Source organism: Nevskia soli DSM 19509, from assembly GCF_000711955.1.
In the GTDB taxonomy this organism is placed as follows: Bacteria; Pseudomonadota; Gammaproteobacteria; order Nevskiales; family Nevskiaceae; genus Nevskia; species Nevskia soli.
On record NZ_JONR01000024.1, the window covers coordinates 42123 to 56887 of the forward strand.

12 protein-coding genes are annotated in these 14765 nt (G+C 59.7%); 6 read left to right on the forward strand and 6 right to left on the reverse strand.

The genetic code is table 11. The annotated features are described in order from the left end of the window. Positions 1 to 121: 121 nt before the first annotated feature. Complete coding sequence (locus tag BP26_RS28630; protein WP_169740707.1) at positions 122 to 820, reverse strand: BON domain-containing protein; 699 nt, start codon at positions 818 to 820, stop codon at positions 122 to 124. 158 nt (positions 821 to 978) lie between these two features. After that, positions 979 to 1848: a universal stress protein gene (locus BP26_RS0113550; RefSeq protein WP_157572522.1), complete on the reverse strand. Its 870-nt coding sequence runs from the start codon at positions 1846 to 1848 to the stop codon at positions 979 to 981. Here BP26_RS0113550 and BP26_RS29525 point away from each other — a divergent pair. The 4 genes from BP26_RS29525 to BP26_RS0113565 all read left to right on the forward strand — a co-directional run bounded on the left by BP26_RS29525 (position 1847) and on the right by BP26_RS0113565 (position 6387). Then, the gene (locus BP26_RS29525) at positions 1847 to 2641 is read left to right on the forward strand and encodes a hypothetical protein (protein WP_157572523.1); all 795 of its coding nucleotides are present in this window, start codon (positions 1847 to 1849) and stop codon (positions 2639 to 2641) included. The genes BP26_RS0113550 and BP26_RS29525 overlap by 2 nt on opposite strands. A 128-nt stretch (positions 2642 to 2769) precedes the next feature. Further along, positions 2770 to 3243: a host attachment protein gene (locus BP26_RS0113555; RefSeq protein WP_084183075.1), complete on the forward strand. Its 474-nt coding sequence runs from the start codon at positions 2770 to 2772 to the stop codon at positions 3241 to 3243. Positions 3244 to 3431: 188 nt separating this feature from the next. Then, positions 3432 to 5342 carry an AMP-binding protein gene (locus BP26_RS0113560; protein ID WP_281172739.1) on the forward strand — a complete coding sequence of 637 codons (1911 nt, stop codon included), beginning with the start codon at positions 3432 to 3434 and terminating at the stop codon, positions 5340 to 5342. 52 nt (positions 5343 to 5394) lie between these two features. Continuing rightward, positions 5395 to 6387 (forward strand): zinc-dependent alcohol dehydrogenase family protein, encoded by a 993-nt coding sequence (locus BP26_RS0113565; RefSeq protein ID WP_029921122.1) that lies wholly within the window; start codon positions 5395 to 5397, stop codon positions 6385 to 6387. Between the two features lie 139 nt (positions 6388 to 6526). Here BP26_RS0113565 and BP26_RS0113570 read toward each other — a convergent pair whose 3' ends face one another. The 3 genes from BP26_RS0113570 to BP26_RS0113580 are packed head-to-tail and all read right to left on the reverse strand — an operon-like array spanning position 6527 to position 10342. Continuing rightward, entirely contained in the window at positions 6527 to 7456 is a 930-nt protein-coding gene (locus BP26_RS0113570) for a ribose-phosphate pyrophosphokinase (protein WP_029921123.1), read from the reverse strand. Further along, on the reverse strand, positions 7453 to 8958 hold the full coding sequence (locus BP26_RS0113575) for a thymidine phosphorylase family protein (RefSeq protein ID WP_029921124.1): 1506 nt from the start codon (positions 8956 to 8958) through the stop codon (positions 7453 to 7455). The genes BP26_RS0113570 and BP26_RS0113575 overlap by 4 nt, the downstream gene beginning before the upstream one ends. Before the next feature lie 4 nt (positions 8959 to 8962). Next, complete coding sequence (locus BP26_RS0113580; protein WP_029921125.1) at positions 8963 to 10342, reverse strand: MBL fold metallo-hydrolase; 1380 nt, start codon at positions 10340 to 10342, stop codon at positions 8963 to 8965. A 275-nt stretch (positions 10343 to 10617) separates the two neighbouring features. Between BP26_RS0113580 and exaC the strand changes: the two genes are divergently transcribed. Both exaC and adhP read left to right on the forward strand, forming a co-directional pair. Continuing rightward, a complete protein-coding gene (exaC, locus tag BP26_RS0113585; RefSeq protein WP_036516870.1) occupies positions 10618 to 12138 on the forward strand; it encodes an acetaldehyde dehydrogenase ExaC in 1521 nt (506 codons plus the stop codon). Between the two features lie 22 nt (positions 12139 to 12160). After that, on the forward strand, positions 12161 to 13186 hold the full coding sequence (adhP, locus tag BP26_RS0113590; protein WP_029921127.1) for an alcohol dehydrogenase AdhP: 1026 nt from the start codon (positions 12161 to 12163) through the stop codon (positions 13184 to 13186). Between the two features lie 164 nt (positions 13187 to 13350). Here adhP and BP26_RS0113595 read toward each other — a convergent pair whose 3' ends face one another. Further along, the gene (locus BP26_RS0113595; RefSeq protein ID WP_029921128.1) at positions 13351 to 14604 is read right to left on the reverse strand and encodes an MgtC/SapB family protein; all 1254 of its coding nucleotides are present in this window, start codon (positions 14602 to 14604) and stop codon (positions 13351 to 13353) included. Positions 14605 to 14765: the final 161 nt, after the last annotated feature.

Below are 14765 nucleotides of genomic sequence, written 5' to 3' on the forward strand. Positions count from 1 at the left end.
GCATGGATGCAAGCGATCGTTTTTGCCACGGGGCGCGCCCTAATTGATAGGCTCCGTTTTTACTTCGAGCGGATCTCATTGATGCCGGAGTCGCACGCACTGATGACGACTTTTCGGCAGATTACTCGCTGAGCGCCGCCTTGTGTGCTATTGAAACGGTTCCAAACGGAATCACTTCAATATGATTTTCCACCGACGTGACGCCGGGTACACCCCAAGCCGCATTCTCCGCCGCCACTTGCTGATTGAGCGTTCGTACATGGCCGCGAAGGATTACTGTGCCGGTACCCCTCGTTTCCACGTGGATCTCGGAGCTGTCGAGGTCGGCGGCGCGTTCGAAGGCTGCCACCAGTCGAGCTTTCACGTTTTCGACGCTGACTACCGGACGAAGGGCGATATTGTTGATGACGTTGCGCACGCCGCCGAGTCGGCGAACATCGGCTTCCGCCTCGCGCCGCTGGAAGTTCCAGGTGACTTCTCCTGAAAGGGTCAGGATGCCGTGTTCAACGGTCACTTGCACGGCGTCTTTGGGCAGGTGGAGGTCCCAGGCCAGGATACGAAGAGCGCGGGATGCAATTTCGTCGTCGGCCACCTTCTTTTCCTGCGGCAACCTGACGTCGAGTTCCTGTGCCACCGCTTTCACGCCGCGGACCCGGCGAACCGCTTTTTCCACGCTGTGTTTTGCCAGCGCACTCTGTACATGCCCACTTAAAGTGACCACACCAGCCGCAACACTGACCCCAACGTGCGCGGGATCGATGCCGGGCACCGATTCCAGTTCCTGAATGATGTTTTGGCGCAATGTCAGATCGTTAAGCATTTGGAAAGGCCTCGTACATTTGGAAGCATCAGCTTGAGGGTATATCGACGCGGCGGCATTGATCTGAGTCAAAGCTGGCTTTGGGCCGGACATGACGCCATCCGAGGCCCGCTACGGCCGGCGCTGGCACCTTACGGGTCACGCCTTTCAGTACCGTGTCAACGAACGATAAATACCGGCAATTCGCCATGGCTCAAAGCGGATTGCGTGCAGCCGCCAAACAGAAGTTCCCGCATCGGCCCGCGGCTGAAGCCTCCCATCACCAGCAAATCGGCATGGCTATTGAGCGCAGCGGCCCATAGCGTATCCATGGTAGTGTGGCCTCGTGTAGCCGCAGCAACCTCGGTGGCATGCACGCCGTGCCAAGCCAGATGTTTCAGCACGCCGTTTACAGAAGCTCGCAAATTGTCGTTGTCGCCTTCATCGGCGGTCACTACGATTACCCGCTTGGCATGCCGCAGCAGTGGCATGGCGGCCCTCACGGCACGAGCGGACTCCGCAGTGTCTTTCCAGCAAATCGCCACTGTTTCAAGGAGTTTGCTGGACGAATATCCGGGCACGATCAAAATTGGTTGCCCACTTTCGATGAGAATCCGCTCGATAAGCTCGCGGGGGATTCCGCTCGCTTCCGAAGGGCGTCCCAATACCACGAGGTCGTGGTGGCGCGCCAGGAAGCACAGATTGTCCACCGGCTTGCCACTGTCCTGCAGCATGCTGGCGGATACGCTATCGCATGGCGTGGAGACATCGGTGGGAATGGTATTGGCCGACAGGAAATCCGAGAAGTGACGAAGGGCCGAGGCGGCGTGCGCTTCGCCGCGCTCGGTAAGCCGATCCATTGCGTTGCGTAACGCGGGGCCTATCAGGTAAGACACAGGAGCAATCGATGCAGCAGCTTCGCCCGCGTCCATGAAATTGTGGTGACACTCGATGTGGCTGCCGAACTGCCTGGCGATGGTCAGGGAGGTATCCAGTACAACCTCATCGATATCGCCGCCGCTCAGCGGCGCAAGAATGGTCTTGATCATGTTCGAGTGGCTCATTTTTAGACGTAACCAAGTTCACTCCTCCTTGGTGAACTGTGCCTTGACATGGATCAATTTGCCTATGGCACGTGGAAATGCCGTTCATTCGTCGCGATCGCCTGCCTTTATGAAAACCGGAGCTGTCGACCATACCGAATGGATGATCCGGCAGGGGCCCGAGGACCCCTTGGCTGATTCCTCACGAAAAGGCTATGCACTTATTGATCTGAATCAATCACAGACACCGGTATTTAGTGGATTCTTCTTTTGTACTATTGTCCATTCTGGAATTCCGCTCATGCCTGCAGAAGAACGTCGACTCCACCTGCGCTTTCACGACCATAGGCGGAGGATCGCGCGTACGGCCACGAACGGTGTGGCGCACGACTCTGCCGAGCAGACCATCGGGACGCAGCTCCGCGGTCTGATGTCAAAACCGGAGAGTCTGTTACAGCTTTCTCGCAAGTTACGCTGTTCCATAAAAACGGTCGAGGAATTGATGGGTTATTGGTTGCCTTACGGGCCATACCACCTTCGTAATCAAATGCTGGATGTATTCGCCAATAACCTGCAAATCGATGCAGATCTGCTCAGATCGGCAATCGATGGAGGGAGGGTGACGGAAGAAGCAGGGCAGCCGGCGGAGAGTAAACAGGTCCGGATTATTCCTCCGGTCTCCAGTCACGTCGTATCCCCGTCGGTAACGTTATCAAACCCACCGTCGGTCGTGCGATCAGGAGCACGGCCCCCGACCATCGTCTGGCGCAAAGTCCGGCGTGCAGCCGTTCCATCGTAAGGTGTTATCGCTCAGGCTTTAGTGCCGAAGCGAATGATGTGGTAATAAGAACCTGTCTGTTGTCGAAGCACTCTAGAACGAGTACGGATGGGGATCATGGTGAGAACTGATAGAGGCGGGTGACAGTTATGAATAGCGAAACGGGAAAAAACACTCGGCCAACCGTCTGGGTTCTGGTGGCCGATAGCGCCCAGGCCCGGTTGTTCTCCGCGAACCTCCGGAATGGAAGTCTGACTGAGGAAGAGCGGCTCGAAAATCCGGAAGCACGGATGCATGAGGGTGATTTCGCGACCGCCGCCCGCGGGCATCTGGTTGGGGGCAAACGAGGCTCGCATATGGGCGGCCATTCCGCGGCGGACGACCACTCGGCAAAAAAGCAATCTTCCGATGAATTTGCTCGAAAGGTGGGGGAATCCGTGCACAGGGCACGTCTCGTCGGCGCTGTCGAACGGCTATACCTGATTGCGGAGCCGCGATTCCTGGGTGAGTTGCGCGAGCACCTCGATGAGCCCACGCGACGTCTAGTCGTGTCGGAGATCGGCCGAAGCCTTGTGGGCCTGACTCCCGCCGAGATTCGCGAACATTTGCCGGCTGTACTTTAAGGCCAATCCGAATCGGTCACCTCAACATTGCCCCCCCCAATCGATGGCAGCACGTGGTCGGCTCACCGCCGAATCAACCGGCGGCGCGTGCCGTGCCCGCCATCGCCACGGATGACATCCCGGTTCTGGGGAGAAAGTAAATGTCTGATGTGAGAAGACCTCTTCAAGGCCTTGGCAGCATGATGCGCATGGGGATATCTGCGAATGGCGGCCCCGCTCCACCTTTCGAAGCGCACCATGGAGGCCGGCCTTCGCCTGGAGCTTGCGACGAGGAGAATCGATATACACTGTGGCTTGGGTTCGAGCGCTCGGTGGCCATGCATGCCAGCCGGGAGGCTTGTGTGTTCGGCGATTTTTCCATCAGCTATACGCGGCTCCACGACTGGGCGGCGGCGCTGGCCGCGGGTTTGATCCATTTGTGCAATGTGGGTCCAGGTGAAAAGGTGGTACTGCTCGCTGGCAACCGGCCCGAGTGGTTGCCCCTGAGCTTGGCCGTCCAGGGGGCTGCGGCGGTGGAAGTTCCATGCCGTCCGGACTTGTCCGATGCCGAGCTATTTTCGCTGCTATCCGGTGTCGATGCCGTCGTCGCTATCGTCGAAACCACGTTGATCGCCGAAAGGATCATCAGCCGCAGCAGCGAGTTGCCGCGGTTGCGATGGATCATCGTGATCGAGCCCGACGAGATGCAGAAGTGCGCGCTTTCGCTGACAAGCGTTGAAGCCGCCGGCCGACGCATCCTGGTTTGCGATCCCGGCCTGCTGTCACGCCAGCAGTGGAGAATCGGAACTGACAGCCCCGCGGCAGTTATCCATACGTCTGGAACCACCGGTTTGCCCAAGGCGGTCCTGCTCAGCCATGGCAATCTTCTGCACAGCCAGCACTACCTGCCGGGCACAATCGGACTGACTCAGGATGATCGTATATTGTTGTGTCTACCCTTGTGGCATCTCTATGGGCGGCTCATGGCCTATGTCGCGATTGCTTCCGGCGCGTCGATGCACTTTGGCTGCTTTGAGCGCCTGGACGAGTATTTCCTTTATGTCCGACCGAGTTGCTTCCCGGCATTTCCGCCGGTATGGGAACGAATTCATCGTCGTTGCCTTTCGGCCCTGAATGGCCGTGGAATGCAGACCCAGGCGCTTCATCTCGCCTTGAAGATCTCCAGGCTTCATCTGCAAATGCGGGACCTCGCGTTCAGTCGGACGGCAATGATCGTCAACGCGCCATCAGTGGGCCGAATGTCGGCCAGCGTGTGGGGCGCATTGGCGGAAGCTCTGCTATTTCTGCCTGCCCGCCTGGCTCGATTGGTACTTACTGAAACGCTGCAGCGCCGTGTCGGTCCTGTCCCGCACCTGGGCATCGTTGGGGACGCGCCGTTGCCCCGCGGAGTAGACGAGGACTTGAGGGCCATGGGTTTCAACGTACTGGAAGGATACGGTTCCACGGAACAAATCGTCAGCAGTATCCGCAGGCCTGGGCGCAACCCACCTGGTACCATCGGCGAACCTCTGCCGCAGGTGGAGATGCGAGTCTTGGGCGATAGGCTGGAACGGCTCCCAAGAGGCGAAATCGGCCAGTTCGCTGTTGCCGGCCCGCAGGTCTGTCTCGGATACCAGGCGGATGCAACGTTGAACGCGACGTCGTTTGTCATGATCGAAGGCCGTCGGTTTCTTCTTACGGGGGATCTTGGATGGTGTGACGAGCAGGGCCAATACGTCTTCGTCGGGCGCCTATCCAATGCGATGCGTAACTCAGATGGTATGGTGATGTATCCGGAGGTGGTGGAAAACCTGTTGCGCGATAGCCCGTTTATCGAACAGGCCTTGATCTATCCGCGTTCGCCTGCCGGATTCGGGGTTCTGGTCGTGCCAGATCACGATCGGCTGCAACCGGCAATGGAAGAACCGGCTGCCTTCCTGCGGCGGGAAATCAATCGAATCCTGCAGTCGGGCGGCTTGACGGCACAACCATGCCCCTCTCATTTCATCATCGCGTCGCATCCATTCCAGGTTGGCGATGCACTGACCCCGACTCTCAAGCTGCGGCGCGAAGCAATCCGTACGGTTCACTGCATTCCGGAAAAGGAACACATCCTTTGACTCCTTCGCTGAAAAATCCTTGCGAAACACGCCCGTGATCGTGTCCCGGGCAATGGTATTGGAGAAGCCTGGTGGTCCCTTGGTGCTGCGCGAACGTCCAGTGCCGGTTTCGGCCGATGGGGAAGTGCTGATCGAAGTGTCCGCCTGCGGCGTTTGTCGGACCGACCTGCATTTGCTGGACACCGAACTGCCCGACATACGGTATCCGATCGTGCCGGGTCACCAGATCGTCGGGCGGGTTGTGGAAACAGGGAGCGGAGTGCACAGCCTGAAATGCGGGCAGCGTGTGGGTGTGCCCTGGCTGGGCGGCACCTGCGGACACTGCGGGTATTGCGCCGATGGCCGGGAAAACCTCTGTGATGCAGCGCGCTTTACCGGTTACCAGATAGATGGCGGCTATGCTACCCATTGTGTAGCCGATGCGCGCTATGCATTTGCCTTGCCGGAGACTTACGGTGACTTGGAGGTGGCGCCACTGCTGTGTGCAGGGTTGATCGGCTACCGCTCCCTGCGGATGTGCGGGGACGCTCGACGGGTGGGCTTTTACGGATTCGGAGCGGCAGCTCATATCCTAACGCAAGTAGCGCTCTGGCAGGGGCGCACTGTCTTTGCGTTCACTCGTCCCGGTGATTTGCGGGCTCAGGCCTTTGCAACCGGTCTGGGTGCCGCCTGGGTGGGCGACTCGGATGCCATTCCACCCGAGCCTCTTGATGCAGCGGTCATTTTCGCGGCTGCCGGCGAACTGGTGCCGGCTGCGTTGAAGGCGATACGGAAGGGAGGTACGGTGGTATGTGGCGGTATCCATATGAGCGATATTCCACGCTTCCCTTATTCCAGCCTGTGGGGGGAGCGCAGCGTTCGCAGCGTCGCCAATCTCACCCGGCGCGACGCCGAGGAATTTCTGGCTCTGGCTCCACGAGTGCCGGTTCGCACGCAGATCACGGTCTATCCCCTGGAGCAAGCCAACACCGCCCTCGATGATCTGCGTGCCGGCCGGCTGAGCGGCGCTGCAGTCATAGCACCGCGGCAGGAGTCAAGCGCTTGAGATGCTCCGAAAGCGAAGCATCGGCCCGGGGAGGCGGATTCACGCCGGCGGCACCATCATTGGCCGCTGACAGGAAACTGGCGAATGTGCCCGGACCGGAAAATGAGCGGACCCACGGCAGCACGAAAACCCTACGATCCTAGTTGGCGGCATTGGGAGCCGCAGGAAGATGTTCCAACAGCTCTCGCGTTGACAGCGCTATCGAGCGATTGAGGTCGATGCCGTTGGAGATATGACGAATGGTGTTGCAGGTCACTACTTCCTGTGAACCCATGTGGCGCAGCTGCTCGTAGGCATTCTGCGAGAACAAGGCATGCACGCCTATGCATACCGGCGGCCCGAAACCGCTGGCCTGCAGGCGCTTCACAGCCGCGATCATGGTGTAGCCGCTGGAGACGATGTCATCCACCAGCACGGGGGTGCGATCCTGAAACTCCGCCACGCCGGGCATGCGCACTTCTACGTCTCGATCGCCGTAGCGAACCTTGTCGAGCACAAAGAAAGGGCAGGGAACATCGTGCGCGACTTCACTTACCCATTGACGGCTTTCCTCATCGGGACCAACCAGAACGGGTTGGGCGACGTTTTCACGGATCCAATGGGCAATAGGCTTGGCGGCCGGCACGACGCGTGTGGGGATGCGATAGATCTCGTCGAGGCGATGGATGCGATGCAGATGAGGGTCCACCGTAACCAGGCCGTCGAGGAAGCCCGACAGCCATTTTGCTATATGCATGGCGCTTACGCCTTCGCCGACGTGAAAGCTGCGGTCCTGGCGCATGTAGGGCAGGTAGGGGGAGGCCAGTATCACACGGCGGGCGCCGAGTGAGCGCAAGGTCGACGCAGTCAGATACAGGGTAATGAGTTTGTCGTTGGGGCGGTCCAATGTGCAGGCGATGATCACATCGCACTGATCGACTGCGCCCGATACGCGGACGGAGGTCTCCTCGTCGGGGAAACGATGCAACGTGAGCGCCCCACGCTGAGCGCCCAGAGCGGAAACCAGTTCGGAAGCCAGATCTTCATTGCCCGGGAATGCCAGCACTACGACGGCGGGATTCGGAATCATGGAAGCTCCTTTACATCGACGATTTGGGGGTGCGTGGCCGCGTATTGTGCGGCATATTCAAGGCCGCCCGGGGACTCGGCATGGATCACGAAAAGGGGGTCGCCAACAGCGATCCGTTGTCCCAGCCTGGCGTGGAGTTCGACGCCGGCAGCTGGCGATGTCGGCGCTCCCGCCAGCTTGGCGGTGCGCGAGAGGCGGCGGTTGTCGATATTGCTGACGATGCCGGCCCGACTGGCGGTGACCGGTCGGCGATGTGGTGCCAGCCGTGGTTCGCGCAAACCACCCTGGGCCATACAGATAGCCTGAAACTTGTTCCACGCGGCGCCGCTGTCCAGGGTGCTTCGTGCCAGGGCAAGTCCGGAGCCGTCAGGGGCCTTGTTGCCGAGCTCCAGAAGATCACCAGCCAGGCATAACGACCGTTCGCGAAGATCTTGTGGCGCGTCTGGTTGATTACGCAGCACCGAAATGACATCCAGCGCCTCCAGCATCGGACCGATGCCGCGTCCTACAGGTTGCATCCCATCGGTGCAAATCACCCTCAGCTGCAGCCCGAGAGCGGCGCCTACGTCCAGCAGGGTTTGCCGCAATGACGTTGCGGTAGCCGCGTCGCGCACCTTGGCGGTAGGTCCTACCGGCATGTCGATCAGCAGATGGGTTGAGCCGGCAGCCAGTTTTTTCGAGAGAATCGAAGCGGTGAGCTGACCGCTGCTGTCGAAATCCAAGGGACGTTCAACCTGGATGAGTATGTCGTCGGCGGGGCTCAATGACATCGATCCCCCCCAGACTATGCAGCCCCCTTCCCGTTCAACCACCCGGCGCATATGCCCCAAGGTGAGATCGACAGGTGCCAACGCCTCCATGGTGTCCGCTGTTCCGGCTGGAGAGGTGATGGCACGGGAGGAGGTTTTGGGAATGGTAAGGCCGCATGCCGCAACGATCGCCACGATGATTGGTGTAGTGCGATTGCCCGGAAGCCCTCCTACACAATGCTTGTCGACCACAGGGTGCTGGTACCAGGCCAGGCGGGTGCCGGCATCGACCATGGCATGGGTCAGCGCCACGGTTTCCCGCAGCGACATACGTTCGCCGGCACATGCCGTAATGAATGCGGCGATCTCTATCGAGGCGTAGTGGCCGGCACTGATGTCGCGAATGATGTCATGCAAGCCGGCGTCGCTGAAGTCACCGCCGTAGATCTTTTTGCGAACCGCGGAAAATGATTCGACCGCTTCGGGGTGGGAGATACGGACGCTGTCCCCGGTATGACTCCCCAGGGCATTCCACGCAGCCTCCGACAGACCGACTTCATCCGGACGGAGAATGTCTCCCAGAACCACATTGAGGGTTGCAATAACGCTGCGCTGATTCAGGGTGAGGCGCACGCGCGACAGGCTTGCGAATCCCTCGGCTCGGCATGCCGGGCAATCGGTCCGCATGAATGCCACAGGCTCGCGGTAGGTATCGATGCCCAGGCGCCGCACCAGCAGTTCGTCGTGGCGCACGAGTTCAGGCAACCTCGGCCGGGGCGTCGAGCGTGGCCCGTTCCAGATAGTCCGGAACGATGCAGTTCCAGTGCAGGCTTTCCTCGATCCCGCGCCGCAATGCGTCGGCTGCATCCGGCTCGCCGTGGGTAATAAAGGTACGCCGTGGCGGCACCTCGAAGGCGCGCAGCCACGCCAAAGTTTCGCCGCGGTCGGAATGCGCGGAGAGATTGCTCATGCAAGCTACCTCGGCCCTCACCGCGATATATTCGCCGTGAATCTTGATCGAGTCGGCGCCTGCCTGAATCGCGGCGCCGCGCGTACCGCCAGCCTGAAACCCGGTAAGAATGATGGCATTCTTCGGATCGGGTGCGAACGCCTTGAGGTGATGCACGACCCTGCCGCCAGTGGCCATGCCGCTGCCGGCGATAATCAGCATCGGACCGCTGCGCTTGTTCAGTGATTTGGATTGTTCGACCGTATTGACCATGGTGGCAATGTTGAACAATGCGGAGCATTGGTCAGGCTGGAGGCGGTGCTCGGAGGAATGCCGGCGGTAGATCTCGGTGGCATCCACCGCCATTGGGCTATTCAGGAATATGGGGAGATCTGCCGGGATCTTGCCTGTCGCCTTGAGCCGGGAAAGGCAGTACATGAGTTGCTGGGTCCTTCCCACCGTAAACGCGGGAACGATGATCACGCCGCCGCGGGCGGCTACACGGCGCACGACCGCGCCGAGTTGCTCGATCGGATCCACCGCGTCATGCAAACGGTTGCCGTAGGTCGATTCGACGACCAGAAAATCGGCATGTCCGGGATTCTCCGGCGGCTGCATCAGCAGATCATGTGGTCTGCCCAGGTCACCGCTGAACAGAATGCCGGTATTGCCGATCAGAAACCGGATCATGGCGCTGCCCAGCAGATGCCCGGCCCGGAGCATGCTTGCCCGAATCCCCACGGCCGGTTCGAAATCTTCATGCAATTCACGCGTCTTGAAGAAATCCAGGCAGCGGAACGCATCCGCCTCAGTGTAAAGAGGCAGCGCAGGGGAGTGCTTGGACCGACCATGCCGGTTGGCGTGCTCGGCATCCTCCTCTTGGATGCGCCCGCTGTCCGGCAGCATGATTTTGCACAGATCGGACGTGGCCGGTGTGCAGAAAATAGGCCCGCGGAAGCCGTTCTTCACCAGCAGGGGCAGATAGCCGGAATGGTCGAGATGAGCGTGCGTCAGCACGACCGCGTCAAGCGATGATGGCTCAAAGGGGAGTTTGGACCAATTGCGCAGTCGCAGCTGTTTGTAACCCTGAAACAATCCGCAATCGACCAATAGGCGGCTATTCCGATGCGTCAGGAGATATTTGGAGCCCGTGACCGTTCCGGTTGCTCCAAGAAATTGTAATTCCATTGAATGTCGCCCCATGGCATTGCGCGTTATGGAAAGGATCGGTCGCTTAGGCCCGTCCGGCATTGATTTGCGTCAAGCCCAGTACCGCAAGGTAACCGAGGGCTCCGGCTATCGGTGCGGTCCAAGAATGCCAGGCGGTACAAAAAGAATGGCCGAGCGGTATGCCAATGATCCAGATCAATGGCTGTCCTATCCATCGAGCCGCAAGATGTGTGCACATTCAGCTGGTCGGGCAACACGCGCTCGCCGCTATCTCTACGAGAACGGATTCCGTCATGAACAAATCGGAAGTGATGTATTCATCTTCACGCTCGCCGTTCAAGGCGCGCTACGGCAATTACATTGGAGGCGAATGGGTTGCCCCGGTCAATGGCCGACATTTCGGGAATATTTCACCACTCAACGGTGAGGTCGTCTGCGAAATCCCCCGATCCGACGCAAAGGACATCGAACGCGCACTCGATGCTGCGCACCGGGTGCGTGAGGCCTGGGGACGCACTTCGCCCACTGAGCGGGCTCGATTGCTCAATCGCGTGGCCGATCGCATGGAGGAGCATTCTGCGCTGCTGGCCGAGGCGGAAACCTGGGATAACGGCAAGCCGATCCGTGAGACCATGGGCGCTGACATTCCATTGGCGATCGATCACTTCCGCTACTTCGCCGCCTGTATCCGCGCGCAGGAAGGTGCAATCGGCGAAATCGATCACGACATGATTTCCTACCACTTTCACGAGCCGCTGGGCGTGGTAGGGCAGATCATTCCCTGGAATTTCCCGCTGTTGATGGCAGCCTGGAAGCTGGCGCCGGCTTTGGCCGCGGGTAATTGCGTGGTCATCAAGCCTTCCCGGAATACGCCTGCCAGCATCTTGGTTCTGGCGGAACTTGTTGGAGACATCCTTCCCGCAGGCGTGCTGAACGTCGTAAACGGAACCGGCGGCGAAGCGGGCGAAGCTCTGGCATCAAGCAAGCGTATCGCCAAGATTGCGTTCACCGGTTCCACCGAAACCGGACGCGGCATCATGCATCACGCGGCCGACAGCCTGATTCCGGTGACACTCGAACTGGGTGGCAAGTCCCCTAACGTGTTCTTCGACGACGTGATGTCGGCCGACGACGCATACCTGGACAAGGCGATCGAGGGCTTCGTGCTGTTCGCTTTCAACAAGGGTGAAGTGTGCAGTTGCCCAAGCCGGGCGCTGGTTCAGGAATCGATGTACGAACGGTTCATGGAGCGCGCGATTGCCCGCGTCGAACGGATTCGTGTCGGCAATCCGCTGGATCCCGCAACGCAAATGGGGCCGCAGAACTCGCAGGAGCAGCTTGGCAAGATCTTGGACTACATCGATATCGGCAAGCGCGAAGGCGCTCAACTTCTGACAGGGGGTTCACGTGCCGAGATCGGCGGCGAGTTCGCGGGCGGCTACTACCTGCAGCCGACCGTGTTCCGGGGCAATAACAAGATGCGCATTTTCCAGGAGGAGATTTTCGGGCCCGTCCTGTCGGTAACCACGTTCAAGGACGATGCCGAGGCGGTCGCTATCGCAAACGACACCTGCTACGGACTCGGTGCGGGCGTCTGGAGCCGCGATGCCAATCGCTGCTACCGGATGGGGCGCGCAATCCAGGCCGGGCGCGTGTGGGTAAACCAGTATCACGCCTATCCGGCGCACGCTGCGTTCGGTGGCTACAAGCAATCCGGAATCGGGCGGGAAACACACAAAATGATGCTGGATCACTACCAGCAGACCAAGAATATGCTGGTCAGCTACAGCACCACCGCGCTCGGCCTGTTTTGATACGACGATCAAGGAACACGAAATGAAAACCATGAAAGCCGCTGTCGTGCGGGAATTCCATCAGCCGCTCGTGATCGAGGAGGTACCGGTGCCCACACCAGCCGCCGGTCAGATTCAAGTCAAGATACAGGCTGCCGGCGTGTGCCACACGGATTTACACGCCGCAAATGGCGATTGGCCAGTAAAGCCGAAACCGCCATTCATTCCGGGGCACGAAGGTGTTGGGTACGTTTCTGGCGTCGGCGCCGGGGTTACGCACGTCAAGGAAGGCGATCGCGTCGGTGTGCCATGGCTCTATTCGGCCTGCGGGCACTGCGAGCATTGTTTAGGGGGGTGGGAGACGCTTTGTGAATTGCAACAGAATACCGGTTATTCGGTAAACGGCGGCTTCGCGGAGTATGTCATTGCCGATCCGAACTATGTCGGCCTGCTGCCGAAGAACCTGGGTTTTATCGATGTTGCTCCGATTTTGTGCGCGGGCGTCACTGTCTATAAGGGGCTCAAGGTTACCGACACGAAACCCGGCGATTGGGTGGTGATATCCGGCATCGGCGGGCTCGGCCATATGGCAGTCCAATATGCGCACGCAATGGGACTCAACGTCGCTGCCGTCGATATAGACGACAGCAAGCTCGAACTTGCGCGACGTCTTGGCGCAAAGGTCGCGGTCAATGCCCTCAGGGACGATCCGGCGGCCTTCCTGAAGAAAGAGATCGGCGGTGGCCACGGCGTTCTCGTCACGGCGGTATCTCCAAAAGCGTTTGAGCAGGCTCTAGGCATGGTTCGCCGCGGCGGCACAATTTCGCTCAATGGCCTACCGCCGGGAAGTTTTCCCCTGCCGATCTTCGACATGGTGCTCAGCGGCATTACGGTACGCGGCTCGATCGTCGGCACGCGGCTCGATCTGCAGGAGGCATTGATGTTTGCCGAGGAGGGCAAGGTCAAGGCGACAATTTCAACTGACCGGCTGGAAAACATCAATACGGTTTTTCAGCACATGCGTGAAGGCACGATCGAGGGACGTGTGGTGCTCGATATGCAATCCTGAAAGCCGATGCGCCAATAGCCTTGAGCAGGCGTGCGGCCGTGGGTGGACCGTCGAAGCGACGCATTGTCATTCTGGCACGATACTGGTTGGAACGGCGCGTAAAATGCGGTGATATTGATATCTTCTTCTTAAAAGAAGCAATAGGGCGGGGGCGCCCAGAAAGTCTAGGCAGCATTCGCTGCAAAGCCGGCGCAGAGCCCCGCGGTAACGCACAGGTAACCGAAGCCGGCTCGGCGGGCAAATGCCCAACCCGCCATGGACCAAACGATGACGAATTTGAGCCCGAGGCTGGACAGGTAAGCCAGGGCGATAGCCCTGCTCGCCTGATCTGCGGACAGATCGCCGGAATTGGTCAGCTGAAGTGTCGAAAGGGTAATCGCGTCGATATCGGTCAGGCCGGACAATATCGCCATGCCGTAGACGCCGCCGGCTCCTGCGACATGATGCAGCCAGGCAAGAGCCAGCAGAACGCCGGCATAGAGCACGCCGAAGCCCAGCGCAACGCGCATTTCGCTGGGGTTGCTGATTTCCAGATGCGGAATCTCCGCGGCGTGTGCGAGTCGGTGCCAGATGATCAAGGGCAGCGGAAGCCCGACCAGAAGTCCGCCAGCCAGCACCGGCAACAGTTTAGGCAGCACATCGGGAGCAACCATCGCGGTCTCCGCTGCCAGCTTGACCAATACCGCTGCATTTGCCGTAAGAACAACGACAAGTCCGGTATTGATCGCTGCCTGATCATTCCGCGCGTGCCGCGAATAGGCGAGCGTGGTCGCGGTGCTGGACACCAGTCCGCCCAAAGCGCCGACCAGGCCAATGACCGTAATGCCTTGCCTGTCGCCGGCAAGGCGCAGCACCAGGTACCCTACAAAACTCAGTCCAGAAATCAGCGCCACCATGAGCCAGATCCGATAGGGATTCAGGGCGCCCAGGGGACCAAAGCCTTTGTCCGGAAGCACTGGCAAGACGACGAAGGTCACGACCGCGAACTGGAACAGCGATACCCAGTCCTGCCGCGACAGACGCTGCGTCATGCCATGCAGTTCGGATTTGAAGTACAGAAGACCAGTCACCCCGAGGGCCATGACGACCACGATCTGTTGGTAGCCAAACCATGTGGCGGCTCCGAGTCCAAAGCAGATCAGCAGCGAGACCATCGTGGTCGTGCCCGGGTCTTCGCCGGGCCCGGCGTGCCGGTAGGTAGAGATCATCATGGCTGCCAGCGCGGCCACGGCCACCGGCAGTAGAAGGGTGTCGGAAGTCTTCTCCGATAGCAGCGCACACAGGGTCCCGAGCACGGCTACCAGGGCGAACGTGCGAACGCCGGCTTTGCCACCCTGGCTGCGTTCCCGCTCCAGGCCCAGCAACAGGCCTATCCCCAGGCTGGCGAGGAAGCGTGCAATGTAGTCGAGTTCGGTCATGTTCCCAGTTTATATCTTGCCGATTTTGATGACATTTTGTGCGTCCCAGGGCGGCATCGCCATGACTTGAGTCAATCCCGTGGGCGTGACGCATCTGACTGATCGGCGTGATGGAATAGGTACTTCCCGCAAGCGAACTGCGGCAATTGCGAATGGTGGAA

Coding starts and splice junctions, on each gene's coding strand:
- BP26_RS0113580 (WP_029921125.1), bottom strand. CDS start 10,342: ATGGAATTACAATTTCTTGGAGCAACCGGAACGGTCACGGGCTCCAAA.
- BP26_RS28630 (WP_169740707.1), bottom strand. CDS start 820: ATGCTTAACGATCTGACATTGCGCCAAAACATCATTCAGGAACTGGAA.
- BP26_RS0113550 (WP_157572522.1), bottom strand. CDS start 1,848: ATGATCAAGACCATTCTTGCGCCGCTGAGCGGCGGCGATATCGATGAG.
- BP26_RS0113560 (WP_281172739.1), top strand. CDS start 3,432: ATGGGGATATCTGCGAATGGCGGCCCCGCTCCACCTTTCGAAGCGCAC.
- BP26_RS0113555 (WP_084183075.1), top strand. CDS start 2,770: ATGAATAGCGAAACGGGAAAAAACACTCGGCCAACCGTCTGGGTTCTG.
- adhP (WP_029921127.1), top strand. CDS start 12,161: ATGAAAACCATGAAAGCCGCTGTCGTGCGGGAATTCCATCAGCCGCTC.
- BP26_RS29525 (WP_157572523.1), top strand. CDS start 1,847: ATGTTCGAGTGGCTCATTTTTAGACGTAACCAAGTTCACTCCTCCTTG.
- BP26_RS0113565 (WP_029921122.1), top strand. CDS start 5,395: ATGGTATTGGAGAAGCCTGGTGGTCCCTTGGTGCTGCGCGAACGTCCA.
- BP26_RS0113595 (WP_029921128.1), bottom strand. CDS start 14,604: ATGACCGAACTCGACTACATTGCACGCTTCCTCGCCAGCCTGGGGATA.
- BP26_RS0113570 (WP_029921123.1), bottom strand. CDS start 7,456: ATGATTCCGAATCCCGCCGTCGTAGTGCTGGCATTCCCGGGCAATGAA.
- exaC (WP_036516870.1), top strand. CDS start 10,618: ATGAACAAATCGGAAGTGATGTATTCATCTTCACGCTCGCCGTTCAAG.